Below are 19,111 nucleotides of genomic sequence, written 5' to 3'. Positions count from 1 at the left end.
TATGCTTACTCGCCCTGTGTGGCGCTCTCAATGGTCAGACGCACATCTGACGTGACCAGTTCGGCCAACATCTGATAGATCTTCATCGTCTCTTCCGGTTCGGCATCTCCGGTATCGCTGATGAATCCCTCGTCACGCAGCGTCAGCACCAGAGAGCTGAACACGGCTTTATCGAAGAATTCCGGCGCGTTAATGCCGTGCAGTACGGAGAGGCGTTGCGCCACGGTGCGGCTCTCTTTCTCCAGCGTGCCACGGTTGATAGACGGGTTCGCGCTCAGCAGCCAGAAGGTAATGGCGTAGCGTTGCAACGTCTCGCGAGCACCCGCCGCCAACAGCTGTAGCGTACGAGAGCGGGCCGGATTGATATGCAGTTCGTCATCGTTCAGGGCGATCAGTCCCTGGCGCTGCATTTCGCTGGCCAGTTCGTCAATCACTCCGGCGAGTTCATCACGCTCCCAACGTAAGAACAGCTCTGCTTTCAGCATCGGGTACAGCGCATCAATATGCTGCTGTAGCGCGGCGCGAGAAATACGACGATGCTGAGTCACAATGGCTGCCATCAACGAAGGCAGAACCAGCATATGCGCAATGTTGTTGCGGTAATACGTCATCAATACCGCCTGCTCGCGCGGCAGAATGATGATGTCACCGATGGTGTCTTTCTCGACCTCAAACTTATTCATCTGTAAGGCATGGTCGATCAATTCACTGGCGCTCTGCGCAGGAACCGTACAATCCGCCGCATACGGCACGTTGCGCAGCAGACTCAGATAGCAGTCGAGCTGTTCAGTCAGTTGCTCACGGGTCAGAGAGCGCTGGCGGGAGGCCAACAGCGCGGTACAGCACAGGTTCATGGCATTGGCCGCGCCTGCATTGTTAATGCGTACCATCAGATCGGCGGCAATGCTATTCACCGTCGGCGTCAGCCAGGCCGGACGGATGGACTCGATAGGATCGATCGATTCACGCCACTCCGGTACATGCTGGTTGAGGTAAGTCATCAATGGCATCGGTTCGCCAAAGTTGACATAACCCTGACCCAGATTACGCAGCTTGCTCAAGCCACGCAGCATTTGCGGCAAACTCTCTTTCTCTTTCGTCGCGCCACGCAGCTCTTTCGCGTACGTGCCTACTTCCATTACGTGCTCGTAGCCGATGTAGATGGGTACGAGGGTAATCGGACGCGTACCGCCGCGCAGCATCGCCTGAATGGTCATCGACAGCGTGCCGGTTTTCGGGTCGAGCAGACGCCCGGTACGTGAACGGCCTCCTTCGACAAAGTATTCAACCGAGTAGCCGCGGCTGAACAGCTCGCCCAGGTATTCGCGGAAAACGGTGGAATAGAGCTTGTTGCCCTTGAAGGTACGACGAATAAAGAACGCGCCCAGACGACGGAAAATCGGACCTGCTGGCCAGAAGTTCAGGTTGATACCGGCAGCGATGTGCGGCGGAACCAGCCCCTGGTGGTACAGAACGTACGACAGCAGCATATAGTCCATATGGCTGCGGTGGCACGGAACATAGACGATTTCGTGCCCATCGTGCGCCAACTGACGTACACGCTCCGCATTGTGAACGTTAATCCCCTGATACAGACGGTTCCAGGTAAAGCCCAGAATACGGTCTGTCAGACGAATCATCTCGTAGGAGAAGTTGGCGGCAATCTCTTCCATCAGCGCAATGGCATTTTGCTGCGCTTTTTCGTGGGAGATTTTTTTACTGCGCGCTTCATCTTCTACCGCGCGAGCGATAGCTTTTGAGGCCAGCAGCTTATTGAACAGGTCCTGGCGGGCAGGGAGGCGCGGGCCGACTGCGGCCAGACGCTGACGAGCAAAGTGCATGCGCGCCACGCGAGCCAGCTTCTGAGCGATGATTTTATCCGTACCGTGTTCGTCCGCCATGCGACGCAGGGAGACCGATGGGGAGAAGCGGACAAAACTGTCGCGACCCAGCCAGGACACAGCAAAGAATTTCTGTACGCCGTTCAGCATGCGCAGCGGCGGATTGACCTCGCCTTTTTCACGCCCAGGCGCGCGGCCAAACATCACCGAAACCGGCACCATTTGCACATCCAGGTCTGGATTGCTGCGATGCAAGTCGAGATAGTTATGGAACAGCTTAATGGACTCTTCTTTCGGCGTGTAATAGGTGAACACGCGCGGGCCGCCGTGAATAAACACGTAGCGCGGCAGCAGAGTTCCGTCTATCTCCAGCGGTTCCAGGGGATCCGGGAGATCGTGCACCAGACATTGGGCACGCAGCGTCAGCAAGTCTGCTTTTGAATTGTACGGTAGGACGTACATAATGGGACGCGAAGTATCGAGCCCCAATTCCGGGGCAGGTTCTGCCGGAATAGACTTGCTTTTTACCAGGACGCTTAATGGTAAATTCAGTAATTTGTAGTAAATTCGTGGCCAGCCGGACATAAACGATGTAAAGCCTCTGGTTAATAATGCAAATGCGCTGCAAGGATATCAGAAAGTTTAGTGAATTTCTGGTGTATCCGGTCATACTTCGCGCTGCTTTGCCACACCCTGAAACAAACGGGGTAACGTTACAATGACATTGACGCTAATAATGTAAAAAGGTTCTTTTTGATGGCCAATAATACCACTGGATTCACCCGAATTATCAAAGCTGCAGGCTATTCCTGGAAAGGTTTTCGCGCCGCATGGATCAATGAGGCGGCATTCCGCCAGGAAAGCGTTGCCGTACTGTTGGGCGTAGCCATCGCCTGCTGGCTGGACGTCGACGCCATTACCCGCGTGCTGTTGATTGGTTCCGTGATGCTGGTGATGATCGTTGAAATCCTCAACAGTGCGATTGAGGCGGTGGTTGACCGTATTGGCTCTGAGTATCACGAACTTTCCGGTCGGGCGAAAGATATGGGCTCGGCGGCGGTATTGCTGTCTATTTTTGTCGCTCTGATCACCTGGGGCATCCTGTTGTGGTCGCATTTGCGATAAAGATTCCACAACTGCATAAATCTCCTGTTTTTTGTGCAGTTTGCGGTTCCAAAATCACCTTTAGCTGTATATACTCACAGCATAACTGTATATACACCCAGGGGGCGGAATGAAAGCGTTAACGGCCAGGCAGCAAGAGGTGTTTGATCTCATTAGGGATCACATCAGCCAGACAGGTATGCCACCGACGCGTGCGGAGATCGCGCAGCGTTTGGGGTTCCGTTCCCCAAACGCCGCTGAAGAACACCTGAAAGCGCTTGCGCGTAAAGGCGTCCTTGAAATTGTATCCGGCGCATCGCGCGGTATTCGACTGCTGCAGGAAGAAGAAGAAGGGTTACCGCTTGTCGGACGCGTAGCGGCAGGCGAGCCACTGCTGGCGCAGCAGCACATCGAAGGCCACTATCAGGTCGATCCTTCACTGTTCAAACCGAACGCCGATTTTCTGCTGCGCGTTAGCGGTATGTCGATGAAAGACATCGGTATTATGGACGGTGATTTACTGGCTGTGCATAAAACTCAGGATGTGCGTAACGGTCAGGTCGTTGTTGCCCGTATCGATGACGAAGTCACCGTCAAGCGTCTGAAAAAGCAGGGCAACAAGGTTGAGCTCCTGCCTGAAAACAGCGAATTTAAACCTATTGTTGTCGACCTGCGCGAGCAAAACTTCACTATTGAAGGGTTGGCGGTAGGCGTCATTCGTAATGGTGAATGGCTGTAATTTTCTGTTGATTCCCTGTAGCCCGGGTAAGACGTTTACGTCGCTATCCGGCAACTTGCCCGGTGGCGCTACGCTTACCGGGCCTACACAGCATCTTTTTTCAGTATATCTAACTTCTTCTCAGGCTCTCCTGTATGCCTTTCTTTACCTCTTCTGATAAAGCACTCTGGCACCTCGCCTTACCGATGATCTTCTCCAATATCACCGTTCCCCTGTTGGGACTGGTGGACACCGCGGTGATTGGTCATCTGGACAGTCCGGTCTATCTTGGCGGCGTTGCTGTTGGCGCCACGGCGACCAGCTTTCTCTTTATGCTGCTGCTTTTTTTGCGCATGAGTACCACCGGCCTTACCGCGCAGGCATTTGGCGCGAAAAATCCGCAGGCGCTGGCGCGCGCGTTGGTGCAGCCGCTATTGCTGGCGCTGGGGGCGGGGCTGCTTATCGCACTGTTTCGGACGCCGATTATCGATCTGGCTCTGCATATTGTCGGCGGAAGTGAGGCGGTACTGGAGCAGGCCCGACGCTTCCTGGAAATCCGCTGGTTAAGCGCACCCGCGTCGCTGGCGAATTTGGTGCTGCTCGGCTGGTTGCTTGGCGTTCAGTATGCGCGCGCGCCAGTTATCCTTTTGATTGTCGGCAATATTCTCAACATTGTGCTCGATTTATGGCTGGTAATGGGCCTGCATATGAACGTGCAGGGGGCGGCGTTGGCGACGGTGATTGCCGAATATGCCACGCTGCTGATTGGCCTGATGATGGTACGCAAAGTCCTGCATATGCGTGGAATTTCGCTGGCAATGTTGAAGCTGGCGTGGCGTGGTAACTTCCGTCGTTTGCTGGCGCTCAACCGCGATATCATGCTGCGTTCTCTGCTGCTACAGCTCTGCTTTGGGGCCATTACGGTTCTTGGCGCGCGTTTGGGAGGCGACATCATCGCGGTTAACGCCGTTCTGATGACTCTGCTGACGTTTACCGCCTACGCGCTGGATGGATTTGCCTATGCTGTGGAAGCGCATTCGGGTCAGGCCTATGGGGCGAGGGATGGCAGCCAGTTGCTTGATGTCTGGCGGGCGGCCTGTCGACAGTCCGGTATTGTGGCTATTCTGTTTTCGCTGGTTTATGCCCTGTTTGGCGAGCAGATTGTTGCGCTGCTGACCTCGCTGCCGCAAATCCAACAGTTGGCCGATCGCTATCTTTTCTGGCAGGTGGTTTTGCCGCTGGTGGGGGTGTGGTGTTATCTGCTCGACGGTATGTTTATTGGAGCGACACGGGCTGCAGAAATGCGCAACAGTATGGCCGTTGCCGCAGCAGGATTCGCATTAACGCTACTGGCTTTACCGTTGCTGGGAAATCATGGTTTGTGGCTGGCGTTAACCGTTTTTCTCGCGCTGCGTGGGCTTTCCCTGGCCTTTATCTGGCGGCGTCACTGGCGTAATGGAACCTGGTTTGCCTGAGCGGATGGTTAAAAATTCCGAATAGTAAATAAAACCCAGAATCCCTGACTACACTTATTCTCACGTCCAGCAAAAACAGCATGTGTCTGGACATGGCACTCTCGCTATTCACAACCTAACGATGAGGACTTGATGATGAATAAAGACGAAGTCGGCGGTAACTGGAAGCAGTTTAAAGGTAAAGTGAAAGAGCAATGGGGCAAACTGACCGATGATGATATGACGGTCATTGAAGGTAAGCGTGACCAACTGGTCGGTAAAGTCCAGGAGCGTTACGGTTACGCGAAAGATCAGGCGGAGAAAGAAGTGACCGATTGGGAAAAACGTAATGATTACCGCTGGTAATTAACCCTTCCCTCCTGAGAGTACAAGGATGTACGCTCTCCCACCCGCTTAACGCCCAACTTTTTTCTTCACCTGAATCGTATGGTCATGCTGGCATTCGCCAGGGTGACGACATGACTCAACCTCCACACAGGCCGGGCACAGTCCATGGGCTTCAATAACGTTATGTCGCAGGGCAAAGCCCATTTTTGCTGCCAGCGTATGCATGATGTCTTCCACGCCTTCCGCGCACTCTTCTTTTACCACACCACAGCGATCGCAAATGAACATTGCGGAACTGTGAGTTGGCTGATCGAACAGATGGCAAAGCACATAGCTGTTGGTGGATTCCACCTTGTGCACAAACCCTTGTTCCAGCAGAAAATCGAGCGCACGATACACGGTCGGCGGCTTGGCCTGCGGCTCGGTTTCCCGCAACAGGTCAAGTAGGTCGTAAGCGCTGATTGCGCCTTCCTGCAGGCTCATCAGGCGCAGCACTTCGAGGCGTTGTGGCGTAAGCCGTACGTTGCGTTGCGCACAGAGTTTTTCAGCTTGAGCCAATAACTCCTGCGTGGTGGTTTTGTCCATTTGGCGCCTCGATTTGCGTGCAAGGTTAATCCCTTACTTTAACATGTTCTGTTTAAAACACCGAGATCCACCACGGTGTGCTATACCTGACCCATCGCAATACTGGAAAATAATCATGAAAAGACCCGATTGTATTCGTCACTGGCGTGAAGTTGAGGGGGCTGATGACTCCACCTATCCCGACAGCGATGAGCTGTTTTCCATAGGCGCGCCGCTTGCCCGCAAGCTGGGGTTAGGGCGACTCGGCATTCATCATGAGCGCCTGCCGCCGGGCCGACGCACCTCGTATCCGCACGCTGAAAGTGATGAGGAAGAGTTTATCTATGTGCTGGAAGGATATCCTGAAGCCTGGATTAACGGTTATTTATGGAAGCTGGAACCGGGCGACAGCGTCGGTTTCCCGGCGGGCACCGGCGTGTGTCACACCTTTATCAATAACACCAGTGAAGAGGTACGTCTGCTGGTCGTGGGTGAGGCGAACAAAAAATACAATCGTATTTATTATCCGCTTAATCCGGTTTATGCCGCCACGCGTGAGGACCGTTGGGTCGACCATCCGCCGCAGTTTTTTGGATCTCACGACGGAAAACCGGGGCGTAAATAGCGCTTGTCGGGGAGCAGGGAGGGGGAACCGCGAGGATGTGGCTCACTATCGTAACGGTCTATGCTATAGTAGCGCCCCTTTTTTAACCGGATGCTTGAATATTCGCCATGCTGCCTGAATCTCAGTCTACCGCTTTTCCCGCTCATCGTTTTTCTATCGCGCCGATGCTCGACTGGACGGACAGACATTGCCGCTACTTTTTGCGCTTACTGTCCAGCCAGACGCTGCTCTACACGGAGATGGTAACCACCGGCGCGATCATTCATGGTAAAGGCGATTATCTGGCGTATAGCGAAGAAGAACATCCGGTCGCTTTGCAACTGGGCGGGAGCGATCCGGCTGCGCTGGCGCAGTGCGCAAAGCTTGCTGAACAACGGGGCTATGACGAAATTAACCTCAACGTGGGTTGCCCTTCCGATCGTGTACAGAATGGAATGTTTGGTGCCTGTCTGATGGGAAATGCGCAACTGGTCGCTGATTGCGTCAAAGCGATGCGCGATGTGGTATCGATTCCGGTAACGGTGAAAACCCGTATCGGTATTGATGACCAGGACAGCTACGAATTCCTGTGCGATTTCATCAACACGGTCTCCGGTAACGGTGAATGTGAGATGTTTATCATCCACGCCCGTAAGGCCTGGTTGTCCGGGTTAAGCCCGAAAGAAAACCGCGAAATCCCACCGCTGGATTATGACCGTGTTTATCAGCTAAAGCGCGATTTTCCGCATCTGACGATGTCGATCAACGGTGGCATAAAATCGCTGGAAGAAGCGAAAATCCATCTGCAACATATGGATGGCGTGATGGTGGGGCGCGAAGCTTATCAAAACCCAGGCATTCTGGCGTCCGTTGACAGCGAGATTTTTGCTGTCACTAGCGAAGATGCCGATCCGGTCGCCGTAGTGCGTGCGATGTATCCGTATATTGAGCGTGAACTGAGTAAAGGAACCTATTTGGGGCATGTCACGCGCCATATGCTGGGACTGTTTCAGGGGATTCCAGGGGCACGGCAGTGGCGTCGCTATCTGAGCGAAAATGCGCATAAAGCCGGGGCAGATATTGAGGTTCTGGAACATGCGCTGAAGCTGGTGGCAGACAAACGTTAAGTTTTCGCCAAAAGTTAGTGAATTTCACCACGCCCTGCGCTTCGTCGCGGGGCATTTGCTTTATAAATCAATATATTAATTTTGGCATGTTTCTTGTAAAGCTGTGGAGAGTATTTCATTTCGGGAGAGAGCCATGCTGGAACTACTTTTTGTGATTGGATTTTTTATCATGCTGATGGTCACCGGCGTATCTTTGCTGGGAGTGCTGGCCGCATTGGTGGTAGCCACTGTGGTGATGTTTTTGGGCGGACTATTTGCGTTGATGATTAAACTGTTGCCCTGGCTGTTATTGGCCGTTGCCGTGGTGTGGGTTATCAAGGCGATAAAAGCGCCAAAAGTCCCACAGTATCAGCGCAATAACCGCCGATTTTACTAAGGTATTGAGCGGTGTGTCACAACCTGCAACATTGCCTTTAGAAGCAAATAGGAATTGATTATCAAATCTGTCACTATTGCCAGGTTAACGAATTCATCGAGCTGTACCCTACATACAGCCGAACTAAAAAAAGAAAGGGCTTCCTACGGGAAGCCCTAATTCTTTCTTCCCCCTTCATAATTCAAACCGCAGGTTTGTTGGCGGCTTGAATTATTTAGCGGAAATGAGGGCGTTACGGGATCAGCAAACTCGACCCCTGTGTGGCCCGGCTTTCCAGCACTTCATGAGCACGCTGCGCGTCGTGCAGTGCGAACGTCTGGCCCGGTGCGACATCCACTTTGATCACTCCGCTGGCAATCAGCGAGAAAAGCTCATTGCTGGCTTCGGTTAATTCATGGTGGTTGGTGATGTAACCCTGGAGTGAAGGGCGAGTCACGTACAGCGAACCTTTCTGATTCAGAATGCCTAAGTTAACGCCAGTCACCGGTCCGGAAGCATTACCAAAGCTGACCATGAGCCCCCGGCGCTGCAGGCAATCCAGTGAGGCTTCCCAGGTATCTTTCCCCACCGAGTCATACACCACCCGCACTTTTTTACCGCCAGTGATCTCTTTTACACGTTCTACAATGCTCTCTTCACGATAGTTAATGACCTGCCATGCGCCGGCCTGCAGCGCAATTTGCGCTTTTTGCGCATTACCGACGGTGCCAATCAGCTTCGCACCCAATGCTTTTGCCCACTGGCAGGCAATCATACCGACGCCGCCTGCAGCCGCATGAAACAAAAATGGTTCATCGGGCTGAATTTCATAGGTCTTACGCAACAGATAAAAAACGGTGAGCCCTTTAAGAAATGAGGCTGCAGCTTGTTCAAACGAGATAGCGTTGGGCAAAATAGCGGTTTTATCCGCCGGGACGTTATGCACTGAGCTGTAGGCGCCCAGGGGAGACTGAGCGTAAACCACGCGATCGCCGGCTTTAATGTGCGTCACTTTGCTACCGACTTTACTGACCACGCCTGCGGCTTCGGTACCCAGACCGCTGGGCAGAGAAGGCGGCGGATAAAGACCACTGCGGATATAGGTGTCGATATAGTTGATCCCAATCGCTTTGTTCTCGACCTGGATTTCATTTTCCGCCGGGTCTACGGGCGTAAACTCCACTGCCTTGAGTACATCAGGGCCACCATGCTTGTGAAATTCAATACGTGTTGCCATGCTTCCTCCAAAAGAAATGTGGTAATCTTTCGACCCAATCATTATCTCGGTAACTCCATTCACTATGGCAGGAAATAAACCCTTCAACAAACAACAGACTGATGCTCGTGAGCGCGATCCCCAGGTCGCCGGGCTGAAAGTACCGCCGCACTCGATTGAAGCGGAACAGTCGGTGTTGGGCGGTTTAATGCTGGATAACGAGCGCTGGGACGATGTGGCTGAGCGTGTGGTGGCGGAAGATTTTTATACCCGACCGCACCGGCACATCTTCACCGAAATGCATCGCCTGCAGGAGATGGGAAAACCCATCGATCTGATCACGCTTGCAGAATCGCTGGAAGTTCAGGGGCAACTGGACAGCGTCGGCGGTTTTGCTTACCTGGCTGAGTTATCTAAAAATACGCCAAGTGCAGCGAACATTAGTGCCTATGCGGATATTGTCCGCGAACGTGCCGTTGTTCGTGACATGATTTCGGTGGCGAACGAGATCGCGGAAGCTGGGTTTGATCCGCAAGGCCGTTCCAGTGAAGATCTGCTGGACCTCGCGGAATCCCGTGTCTTTAAAATTGCTGAAAGTCGCGCCAATAAAGACGAAGGTCCGAAAAATATTACCGATGTGCTCGACGCTACCGTCGCGCGTATCGAACAGCTGTTCCAGCAGCCACACGACGGTGTCACCGGGGTCAACACCGGTTATGACGACCTCAATAAAAAGACTGCTGGTTTGCAGCCGTCAGACTTAATTATCGTCGCCGCGCGTCCGTCGATGGGTAAAACGACATTTGCAATGAACCTCGTCGAAAATGCGGCGATGCTGCAAGATAAGCCGGTTCTTATCTTTAGTCTTGAAATGCCCTCAGAACAGATCATGATGCGTTCCCTGGCCTCACTCTCACGTGTAGACCAAACCAAAATCCGTACCGGTCAACTGGATGATGAAGACTGGGCGCGAATTTCCGGAACAATGGGTATTTTGCTGGAGAAACGAAACATCTATATTGATGACTCCTCCGGCCTGACGCCAACGGAAGTGCGCTCGCGTGCCCGTCGTATCGCCCGCGAACACGGTGGTATCGGACTTATCATGATCGACTACCTGCAGCTGATGCGCGTGCCGTCGCTCTCCGACAACCGTACGCTGGAAATTGCTGAAATTTCCCGCTCGCTGAAAGCGTTAGCGAAAGAACTGCATGTGCCGGTGGTGGCGCTGTCGCAGCTTAACCGCTCTCTGGAACAACGCGCCGATAAGCGTCCGGTCAACTCGGATCTGCGTGAGTCCGGCTCCATCGAGCAGGATGCCGACTTAATCATGTTTATCTATCGTGATGAGGTTTATCACGAAAACAGCGACTTGAAAGGCATCGCCGAGATCATTATCGGTAAACAGCGTAACGGCCCGATCGGTACGGTGCGCCTGACGTTTAACGGTCAGTGGTCGCGCTTCGATAACTATGCTGGCCCGCAGTACGACGACGAATAACAACACTGAATCAGGTTACTCAAGCAAATACTTATCAAGGAATACAAATGCAAGCGGCAACTGTAGTCATTAACCGCCGCGCTCTGCGACACAACCTGCAACGTCTGCGTGAACTGGCTCCAGCCAGTAAACTGGTTGCGGTCGTGAAAGCGAACGCTTACGGCCATGGTCTGTTAGAGACCGCGCGAACGCTCCCCGATGCGGACGCTTTTGGTGTCGCTCGTCTTGAAGAAGCCCTGCGGTTGCGAGCGGGAGGGATCACGCAGCCCATCCTGCTGCTGGAAGGATTTTTTGATGCTTCCGATCTGCCGACTATCTCCGCGCAGCGTCTGCATACTGCCGTCCACAACCAGGAGCAGCTTGAAGCTCTGGAAGCCGCGGTACTGGCTGAACCGGTCACCGTCTGGATGAAGCTCGACACGGGAATGCACCGTCTGGGCGTGCGTCCGGAGCAGGCCGAGGCGTTTTATCAGCGCTTGACGCAATGTGAAAACGTCCGCCAGCCGGTCAATATCGTCAGCCACTTTGCGCGTGCGGACGAGCCTGAGTGCGGCGCGACCGAAAAGCAGCTCGATATCTTCAATAGCTTTTGCGCAGGTAAACCGGGTCAGCGTTCGATCGCCGCGTCGGGAGGTATTCTGCTGTGGCCGCAGTCTCACTTCGACTGGGCGCGTCCGGGGCTGATTCTGTATGGCGTATCGCCGTTGGAAAACCACTCTATCGGTGCCGATTTTGGCTGCCAGCCGGTGATGTCGCTCACTTCCAGCCTGATTGCGGTGCGTGAACACAAAGCGGGCGAGCCGGTTGGCTATGGTGGAACCTGGCTGAGCGAGCGCGACACGCGTCTGGGCGTGGTGGCGATGGGCTATGGCGATGGTTATCCGCGCGCAGCGCCGTCTGGGACACCGGTACTGGTCAATGGCCGTGAAGTGCCGATCGTCGGTCGCGTCGCGATGGATATGATTTGCGTCGATTTAGGTCCCGAGGCGCAGGATAAAGCCGGCGATTCGGTTATCCTGTGGGGTGAAGGCCTGCCCGTTGAACGCATTGCTGAAATGACGAAAGTAAGTGCTTACGAACTTATCACGCGCCTGACCTCAAGGGTGGCAATGAAGTATATCGATTAAGTTCATGATGTGCCGGATAAGGCGGTTACGCCGCCATCCGGCAATATTCCTCTCAACATCCTCTCGATCTTCTCCCGCTTCCGGTTTATTGTGTTCTTAACCCCTGCCTGTAAACCTGGAGAACCACACGTGTTTCAAAAAGTTGACGCCTACGCCGGCGACCCGATTTTATCGCTCATGGAGCGTTTCAAAGAAGATTCACGTAGCGACAAAGTGAACCTCAGCATCGGTCTGTACTACAACGAAGACGGCATTATTCCTCAGCTTAAAGCGGTGGCAGAAGCGGAAGCCCGACTGAATGCCAAACCGCATGGCGCTTCGCTGTATCTGCCGATGGAAGGCCTGAACACTTATCGCCATACTATTGCGCCGCTGCTGTTTGGCGCAGAGCATCCGGTTCTCCAGCAGCAGCGCGTCGCAACGATTCAGACGCTGGGCGGCTCCGGTGCGCTAAAGGTTGGCGCAGACTTCCTGAAACGCTATTTCCCTGATTCTGCCGTGTGGGTCAGCGATCCGACCTGGGAAAACCACATCGCGATTTTTGAAGGTGCTGGGTTCGAAGTAAGTACTTACCCCTGGTATGACGACACCACCAATGGCGTGCGTTTCAACGACCTGCTGGCCACGCTGAACTCCTTACCGGCGCGCAGCATCGTACTGCTGCATCCATGCTGCCATAACCCGACGGGTGCGGATTTAACTCCCGCGCAATGGGATGGTGTCATTGAGATCCTGAAAGCTCGCGATCTGATCCCGTTCCTGGATATTGCTTACCAGGGTTTCGGCGGCGGAATGGAAGACGATGCCTATGCGATCCGCGCCATTGCCAGCGCCGGATTGCCTGCACTGGTCAGCAACTCATTCTCGAAGATTTTCTCTTTGTACGGCGAACGTGTCGGCGGACTTTCAGTGGTCTGTGAAGACGCTGATGCCGCCAGCCGCGTTCTGGGGCAGCTAAAAGCGACGGTGCGTCGTAACTATTCCAGCCCGCCAAACTTTGGTGCGCAGGTCGTGGCCGCGGTGTTGGGTGATGACGCGCTGAAAGCCAACTGGCTGGCGGAAGTCGAAGAGATGCGTACCCGTATTCTGGCGATGCGCCAGGCGCTGGTTAACGTATTGAATGCGGAGATCCCTGGTCGTAACTTTGATTACCTGCTGCAACAGCGCGGGATGTTCAGCTATACCGGGCTCAGCGCTGCTCAGGTCGATCGCCTGCGCGATGAGTTCGGTGTGTACCTGATAGCCAGCGGTCGTATGTGCGTGGCCGGGTTGAATCACGGTAACGTGCAACGCGTGGCGAAGGCATTTGCTGCCGTCATGTAACCGGGTTTTTAGGCCTGATAAGCGTCGCGCCATCAGGCATTGTATTGCCGGATAGAGGTGTAATCACCTTATCCGGCCTACTTTCTTTCACCGTGCTATTGGTCTGTTTTCCAATGTGATCATGCTCTTTTTCCAGGACAAAACCAGAGAAAATCCTTCCTTTCCCTCCCCCTAAGGGGTAAGGTCAGATAGTTTTTTGACCAGTTGTTAATAAAAAAATGATAACTAACTGACTACTTAGGGAAAAATATGCGCAAGTTTACGTTGGCACTGAGTGCCGTTTGTTTATTGTTCACGCTAAATCAGCCGGCCCAGGCGTTAGTTTCCTCTCCCTCTCAGCTTAATCCAGGCACCAACGTTGCAAAACTCGCTGAGCAGGCACCCATTCACTGGGTCTCCGTGGCACAAATTGAAAACAGCCTGACCGGACGCCCGCCGATGGCCGTCGGGTTTGATATCGATGACACCGTCCTCTTTTCCAGCCCAGGCTTCTGGCGCGGAAAAAAAACGTATTCTCCGGACAGTGAGGACTACCTGAAAAATCCGGCCTTCTGGGAAAAAATGAACAATGGCTGGGACGAATTCAGCATTCCGAAAGAAGTGGCGCGTCAGTTGATTGATATGCACGTGCGTCGCGGCGACAGCATCTTTTTCGTAACCGGGCGTAGCCAGACGAAGACCGAAACGGTGTCGAAAACGCTGTCCGATAACTTTCACATCCCGGCCGGCAATATGAACCCGGTCATTTTTGCCGGTGATAAGCCGGGCCAGAATACGAAAACGCAGTGGCTGCAGGATAAAAATATCCGTATGTTCTACGGCGACTCTGATAATGACATTACCGCCGCCCGAGACGTGGGTATTCGTGGCATTCGTATTTTACGCGCTTCTAACTCCACTTATAAACCGTTGCCACAGGCCGGCGCGTTTGGTGAAGAGGTGATCGTCAACTCGGAGTATTGAGGACGTTGCTTGCGGTTGTTGTTTTTTTAAACAAATTTGCGTTACCTGCTTTTACCTTTTGCGGACTTGCTGCACACTGAATAAAAGATGTTCTCATTAGGCAATATGCTGGTAAGGGGAATTAAGATGACAAATTCGGAGTTGCTGCAATACTGCATGGCAAAAATGGGCGCCGAGCAGAGCGTACACAGTGACTGGAAGGCCACACAAATCAAAGTCGAAGATGTGCTTTTTGCCATGGTAAAAGAGGTGGAAGAACGCCCGGCGGTGTCACTGAAAACCAGCCCGGAACTGGCAGAGTTGTTACGTCAGCAGCATAGCGATGTACGGCCAAGCCGGCATCTCAATAAGGCGCACTGGAGTACGGTGTATCTGGACGGCTCGCTGCCGGATTCGCAAATCTACTACCTGGTAGACGCCTCTTATCAGCAGGCCGTAAACACGCTGCCGGAAGATAAACGCCGGATACTGGCGCAGTCCTGATCTGTTTTCCGAAATGAGGCGCCAGCGCCTTATCCGGCCTACAAGCAATTATGCATATTTTGTAGGCCTGATAAGCGTAGCGCCATCGGCATGATTACAACAGTGGTTTGAGGAAACGGGCCGTGTGTGAGGCTTCACACTCAGCGACCGTTTCTGGTGTGCCTGAAACCAGAATTTCCCCGCCGCCGCTGCCGCCTTCCGGACCGAGATCGACAATCCAGTCAGCGGTTTTTATCACGTCCAGATTGTGCTCAATCACTACGATGGTGTTGCCCTGATCCCGGAGTTGATGCAGCACGTCCAGCAGTTGCTGAATATCCGCAAAATGCAGACCGGTGGTCGGTTCGTCGAGAATATACAGCGTTTGACCGGTACCGCGTTTGGACAGTTCACGCGCCAGCTTCACGCGCTGCGCTTCACCGCCCGAGAGCGTGGTGGCGGACTGACCCAGTCGGATGTACGTCAGACCCACGTCCATCAGCGTTTGCAGCTTACGCGCCAGCGCCGGAACGGCATCGAAGAACTCACGCGCCTCTTCAATCGTCATATCCAGCACTTCGTGGATAGTCTTGCCCTTGTACTTAATCTCCAGTGTTTCGCGGTTATAGCGTTTGCCTTTACACTGATCGCACGGCACGTAGATATCCGGTAAGAAGTGCATTTCGACTTTGATCACGCCGTCGCCCTGACAAGCTTCACAGCGTCCGCCGCGGACGTTAAAGCTGAAACGACCTGGAGTATAACCGCGCGCACGCGACTCCGGCACGCCGGCAAACAGTTCGCGCACTGGCGTAAACACGCCGGTGTAGGTTGCCGGGTTAGAGCGCGGCGTACGGCCAATCGGGCTTTGGTCAATGTCGATCACTTTGTCGAAATGTTCCAGGCCCTGAACATCACGATATGGCGCGGGTTCAGCCAGCGTGGCGCCGTTCAGCGCCGTCTGCGCAATCGGGAACAGCGTGTCGTTAATTAGCGTCGATTTACCCGAACCGGAAACACCGGTAATGCAGGTAAATAAACCAACCGGCAGCGTCAGCGTGACATCTTTCAGGTTGTTACCGCGCGCGCCGGTCAGCTTCAACACTTTTTCCGGGTCTGCCGCCACGCGCTGTTTCGGCACTTCAATCTTGCGCTTACCGCTCATGTACTGGCCGGTCAGCGACTCAGGCACGGCCATGATATCTTTTAGCGTACCTTCGGCAACCACCTGGCCGCCGTGAACACCCGCGCCGGGGCCGATGTCGATAACGTGGTCAGCGGCGCGAATCGCGTCTTCATCGTGCTCAACCACAATGACGGTATTGCCCAGATTACGCAGGTGGATAAGCGTGCCCAACAGACGCTCGTTATCGCGCTGATGCAGACCGATAGACGGTTCATCCAACACGTACATTACGCCGACCAGACCTGCGCCGATCTGGCTTGCCAGACGAATACGCTGGGCTTCGCCGCCGGAGAGCGTTTCTGCTGAACGCGACAGCGTCAGATAGTTGAGGCCGACGTTGACCAGGAACTTCAGACGATCGCCAATCTCTTTGAGAATTTTCTCTGCAATCTTCGCTCGCTGACCCGCAAGCTTCAGGTTGTTGAAGAAATCCATGGCGTGGCCGATGCTCATGTCGGAAATCGCGGGCAGCGGCGTATTTTCGACAAATACGTGGCGGGCTTCCCGGCGTAAACGCGTCCCCTCACAGCTGGCGCACGGTCGGTTGCTAATGAACTTGGCTAATTCTTCACGTACCGCGCTGGATTCCGTCTCTTTATAACGGCGCTCCATATTGTGCAATACGCCTTCGAACGGATGGCGGCGTACGGACGTATCGCCGCGATCGTTCATGTATTTAAATTCGATATTCTCTTTACCGGAACCGTACAGCACCACTTTATGCACGGCAGGGTTCAGGCTGGCCCATGGGGCTTCGACGTCGAATTTATAGTGTTCCGCCAGTGACTTAAGCATCTGGAAGTAATAGAAGTTACGGCGATCCCAGCCGCGGATAGCACCACCGGCCAGCGACAGTTCCGGATTTTGGATCACCCGGTCAGGATCGAAATACTGCTGCACGCCGAGACCGTCACAGGTCGGGCATGCGCCCGCTGGGTTATTGAACGAGAACAGGCGTGGTTCCAGCTCGCGCATGCTGTAGCCGCAGATCGGGCAGGCGAAGTTGGCGGAGAACAGCAACTCTTCCGCTTTCGGATCGTCCATATCGGCGACCACCGCCGTACCACCGGACAGTTCCAGCGCGGTTTCAAAGGATTCAGCCAGTCGCTGGGTGAGATCGTCGCGTACTTTAAAGCGGTCAATCACCACTTCAATAGTGTGTTTCTTTTGCAGTTCAAGCTTGGGCGGATCGGAAAGGTCGCACACTTCACCGTCGATACGGGCGCGGATATAGCCCTGGCCTGCCAGGTTTTCCAGCGTTTTAGTATGCTCGCCTTTACGCTCTTTAATCACCGGCGCCAGCAGCATCAGACGTTTGCCTTCCGGCTGCGACAGAACGTTGTCCACCATCTGGCTAACGGTCTGGGCCGCCAGGGGAACGTCGTGATCCGGGCAGCGCGGTTCGCCAACGCGGGCAAACAACAGGCGCAGATAGTCGTGAATTTCGGTAATCGTACCTACCGTGGATCGCGGGTTGTGGGATGTCGATTTTTGTTCAATTGAGATGGCGGGAGACAGCCCCTCAATGTGGTCGACATCCGGCTTTTCCATCAGCGACAGAAACTGACGCGCGTACGCGGAAAGGGATTCAACGTAACGACGCTGCCCTTCGGCATACAAGGTGTCGAAAGCGAGCGAAGATTTGCCTGAGCCCGAAAGCCCGGTGACGACAATCAGCTTGTCGCGCGGGATGACGAGGTTGATGTTTTTGAGATTATGGGTGCGGGCGCCCCGAACTTCGATCTTATCCATTCATCTTTCCCGGATTAAACGCTTTTTTGCCTGGCTGCATGGTGCTACCGGCGATCACAAACGGTTAATTATGACACAACCTGACCTGAATGGATATACAGTATTGGAATGCAAAACGCAGATGCCTGTGCAACAATGTCTGTCTGGGGTTGTTTACTGGAATCGATCTCGCAACGTAGTAAAAGCGCTATTGGAAATGCTACAATCCCGCGCTTACACTTATTCAGTAACGTTTTTCAGGAGACACGATCATGGCCAGCAGAGGCGTAAACAAGGTGATTCTCGTCGGTAATCTGGGCCAGGACCCGGAAGTACGCTATATGCCGAATGGTGGCGCAGTTGCCAACATTACGCTGGCTACTTCCGAATCCTGGCGTGATAAAGCGACCGGCGAAATGAAAGAGCAGACTGAATGGCACCGTGTGGTGCTGTTCGGCAAACTGGCGGAAGTTGCCAGCGAATATCTGCGTAAAGGTTCCCAGGTCTATATCGAAGGTCAGCTGCGTACCCGCAAATGGACCGATCAATCCGGCGTAGAAAAGTACACCACTGAAGTTGTGGTTAACGTTGGCGGCACCATGCAAATGCTGGGCGGTCGTCAGGGTGGTGGTGCTCCGGCAGGTGGCGGCCAGCAGCAGGGTGGTTGGGGTCAGCCTCAGCAGCCGCAAGGTGGCAATCAGTTCAGCGGCGGCGCGCAGTCTCGCCCGCAGCAACAGTCGGCTCCGGCAGCGCCGTCTAATGAGCCGCCGATGGATTTCGACGACGATATTCCGTTCTAATCCTTCTGCTTTTCGCTGAAAATTATGGCTACCTCAGGACTGGGGTAGCCATATGCAATTCTGTTATCAGTTCAACACCATCGGCCAGTCTGGCGGTGTATGGCTCATCACTTCAACCATTACGGTTTCAATGTTCTTCCAGATTGCGGACATATCCACCAGGGTTATGCCGAGTAATCCGGTCGCAAACCAGCAGGCAAAAACCAGCCCTAAACCGCTGCTAATGACGGCCAGGCCAATATAATCTGATTTACGAAAACGGATATTAAGCGTACTGGCTAAAAACATCAGCACTGCACTGAGTAATTGCCACCGCAGAAGAACCACGCCAGTTGTTATCGTTGCCATGAAAAACGTCCTCAGAAAGTCTGGATGCCCAGGACAGCGCGGGGGTGTTCACCGAGGGTGTAGTACTCTGGCTATCGACGGGCAATAACATGAATGAAACATCGTTTCTGTTACATGATTTTTGTGAACTATATCACATATGCTCGTTTGTTCACCAGTGTTGGACGTATTTTTTGCAGGATGATAACCATGTTAAATATGTGGTTATATTCAAGGAAGCAATGATACTAAATAATCAACTCTAAAGATGCATTTTCGTTACCTGTTTTATTTATCCTAAATTAATCGTTAAAAAAATCTAATGAATTTCTTAAATAAAGCCAGGATAGTGCTTATAAA

Annotated in this window: 18 protein-coding genes; 13 read left to right on the top strand and 5 right to left on the bottom strand. The window is 53.5% G+C overall.

Annotated elements, in window-relative coordinates; all coding sequences use genetic code 11:
• Positions 1-5: 5 nt before the first annotated feature.
• Positions 6-2,426, bottom strand: a complete 2,421-nt coding sequence (gene plsB, locus OGV52_RS01460; RefSeq protein WP_016155442.1) for a glycerol-3-phosphate 1-O-acyltransferase PlsB — start codon at positions 2,424-2,426, stop codon at positions 6-8.
• Between the two features lie 171 nt (positions 2,427-2,597).
• Between plsB and OGV52_RS01455 the strand changes: the two genes are divergently transcribed.
• The 4 genes from OGV52_RS01455 to OGV52_RS01440 all read left to right on the top strand — a co-directional run bounded on the left by OGV52_RS01455 (position 2,598) and on the right by OGV52_RS01440 (position 5,483).
• Positions 2,598-2,966, top strand: coding sequence for a diacylglycerol kinase (locus tag OGV52_RS01455; RefSeq protein ID WP_003826594.1), 369 nt, complete (start codon positions 2,598-2,600; stop codon positions 2,964-2,966).
• A 109-nt stretch (positions 2,967-3,075) separates the two neighbouring features.
• On the top strand, positions 3,076-3,684 hold the full coding sequence (gene lexA / locus OGV52_RS01450) for a transcriptional repressor LexA (RefSeq protein WP_003826596.1): 609 nt from the start codon (positions 3,076-3,078) through the stop codon (positions 3,682-3,684).
• Positions 3,685-3,818: 134 nt separating this feature from the next.
• Positions 3,819-5,138, top strand: a complete 1,320-nt coding sequence (gene dinF / locus OGV52_RS01445) for an MATE family efflux transporter DinF (RefSeq protein WP_103767231.1) — start codon at positions 3,819-3,821, stop codon at positions 5,136-5,138.
• 135 nt (positions 5,139-5,273) lie between these two features.
• Positions 5,274-5,483 carry a CsbD family protein gene (locus OGV52_RS01440; RefSeq protein WP_019077869.1) on the top strand — a complete coding sequence of 70 codons (210 nt, stop codon included), beginning with the start codon at positions 5,274-5,276 and terminating at the stop codon, positions 5,481-5,483.
• 48 nt (positions 5,484-5,531) lie between these two features.
• Here OGV52_RS01440 and zur read toward each other — a convergent pair whose 3' ends face one another.
• The gene (zur, locus tag OGV52_RS01435; RefSeq protein WP_003031709.1) at positions 5,532-6,050 is read right to left on the bottom strand and encodes a zinc uptake transcriptional repressor Zur; all 519 of its coding nucleotides are present in this window, start codon (positions 6,048-6,050) and stop codon (positions 5,532-5,534) included.
• 115 nt (positions 6,051-6,165) lie between these two features.
• On the opposite strand from zur, the gene OGV52_RS01430 reads away from it, so the two are divergent.
• From OGV52_RS01430 to pspG, 3 genes are all read left to right on the top strand, one after another.
• Positions 6,166-6,654 (top strand): cupin domain-containing protein, encoded by a 489-nt coding sequence (locus tag OGV52_RS01430; RefSeq protein ID WP_016155350.1) that lies wholly within the window; start codon positions 6,166-6,168, stop codon positions 6,652-6,654.
• 107 nt (positions 6,655-6,761) lie between these two features.
• Positions 6,762-7,760, top strand: coding sequence for a tRNA dihydrouridine(20/20a) synthase DusA (dusA, locus tag OGV52_RS01425; protein ID WP_287107972.1), 999 nt, complete (start codon positions 6,762-6,764; stop codon positions 7,758-7,760).
• 133 nt (positions 7,761-7,893) lie between these two features.
• The gene (pspG, locus tag OGV52_RS01420; RefSeq protein WP_016155352.1) at positions 7,894-8,136 is read left to right on the top strand and encodes an envelope stress response protein PspG; all 243 of its coding nucleotides are present in this window, start codon (positions 7,894-7,896) and stop codon (positions 8,134-8,136) included.
• A gap of 232 nt (positions 8,137-8,368) precedes the next feature.
• On the opposite strand, the gene OGV52_RS01415 is transcribed toward pspG, so the two are convergent.
• Positions 8,369-9,352 (bottom strand): quinone oxidoreductase, encoded by a 984-nt coding sequence (locus OGV52_RS01415; protein WP_016155445.1) that lies wholly within the window; start codon positions 9,350-9,352, stop codon positions 8,369-8,371.
• A gap of 64 nt (positions 9,353-9,416) precedes the next feature.
• Between OGV52_RS01415 and dnaB the strand changes: the two genes are divergently transcribed.
• The 5 genes from dnaB to OGV52_RS01390 all read left to right on the top strand — a co-directional run bounded on the left by dnaB (position 9,417) and on the right by OGV52_RS01390 (position 14,728).
• The gene (dnaB, locus tag OGV52_RS01410; protein ID WP_003826610.1) at positions 9,417-10,832 is read left to right on the top strand and encodes a replicative DNA helicase; all 1,416 of its coding nucleotides are present in this window, start codon (positions 9,417-9,419) and stop codon (positions 10,830-10,832) included.
• Positions 10,833-10,879: 47 nt separating this feature from the next.
• On the top strand, positions 10,880-11,959 hold the full coding sequence (alr, locus tag OGV52_RS01405; RefSeq protein ID WP_016155354.1) for an alanine racemase: 1,080 nt from the start codon (positions 10,880-10,882) through the stop codon (positions 11,957-11,959).
• A gap of 129 nt (positions 11,960-12,088) precedes the next feature.
• Complete coding sequence (gene tyrB, locus OGV52_RS01400) at positions 12,089-13,282, top strand: aromatic amino acid transaminase (RefSeq protein ID WP_287107970.1); 1,194 nt, start codon at positions 12,089-12,091, stop codon at positions 13,280-13,282.
• A 249-nt stretch (positions 13,283-13,531) separates the two neighbouring features.
• Positions 13,532-14,245 carry an acid phosphatase AphA gene (aphA, locus tag OGV52_RS01395; protein ID WP_003826615.1) on the top strand — a complete coding sequence of 238 codons (714 nt, stop codon included), beginning with the start codon at positions 13,532-13,534 and terminating at the stop codon, positions 14,243-14,245.
• A gap of 126 nt (positions 14,246-14,371) precedes the next feature.
• The gene (locus tag OGV52_RS01390) at positions 14,372-14,728 is read left to right on the top strand and encodes an MmcQ/YjbR family DNA-binding protein (protein ID WP_016155357.1); all 357 of its coding nucleotides are present in this window, start codon (positions 14,372-14,374) and stop codon (positions 14,726-14,728) included.
• A gap of 94 nt (positions 14,729-14,822) precedes the next feature.
• On the opposite strand, the gene uvrA is transcribed toward OGV52_RS01390, so the two are convergent.
• Entirely contained in the window at positions 14,823-17,645 is a 2,823-nt protein-coding gene (gene uvrA / locus OGV52_RS01385; RefSeq protein ID WP_016155358.1) for an excinuclease ABC subunit UvrA, read from the bottom strand.
• A gap of 251 nt (positions 17,646-17,896) precedes the next feature.
• Between uvrA and ssb1 the strand changes: the two genes are divergently transcribed.
• Positions 17,897-18,424 (top strand): single-stranded DNA-binding protein SSB1, encoded by a 528-nt coding sequence (gene ssb1, locus OGV52_RS01380; RefSeq protein ID WP_016155359.1) that lies wholly within the window; start codon positions 17,897-17,899, stop codon positions 18,422-18,424.
• 66 nt (positions 18,425-18,490) lie between these two features.
• Here ssb1 and OGV52_RS01375 read toward each other — a convergent pair whose 3' ends face one another.
• A complete protein-coding gene (locus OGV52_RS01375; protein ID WP_016155360.1) occupies positions 18,491-18,772 on the bottom strand; it encodes a YjcB family protein in 282 nt (93 codons plus the stop codon).
• Between the last annotated feature and the right edge of the window lie 339 nt (positions 18,773-19,111).

Origin of the sequence: Citrobacter sp. Cb041, from assembly GCF_030336655.1 — a bacterium.
Classification (GTDB): domain Bacteria; phylum Pseudomonadota; class Gammaproteobacteria; order Enterobacterales; family Enterobacteriaceae; genus Citrobacter; species Citrobacter braakii.
Note: the sequence above shows the minus strand (reverse complement) of the source record. Positions and strands in the feature narration are given on the sequence as shown.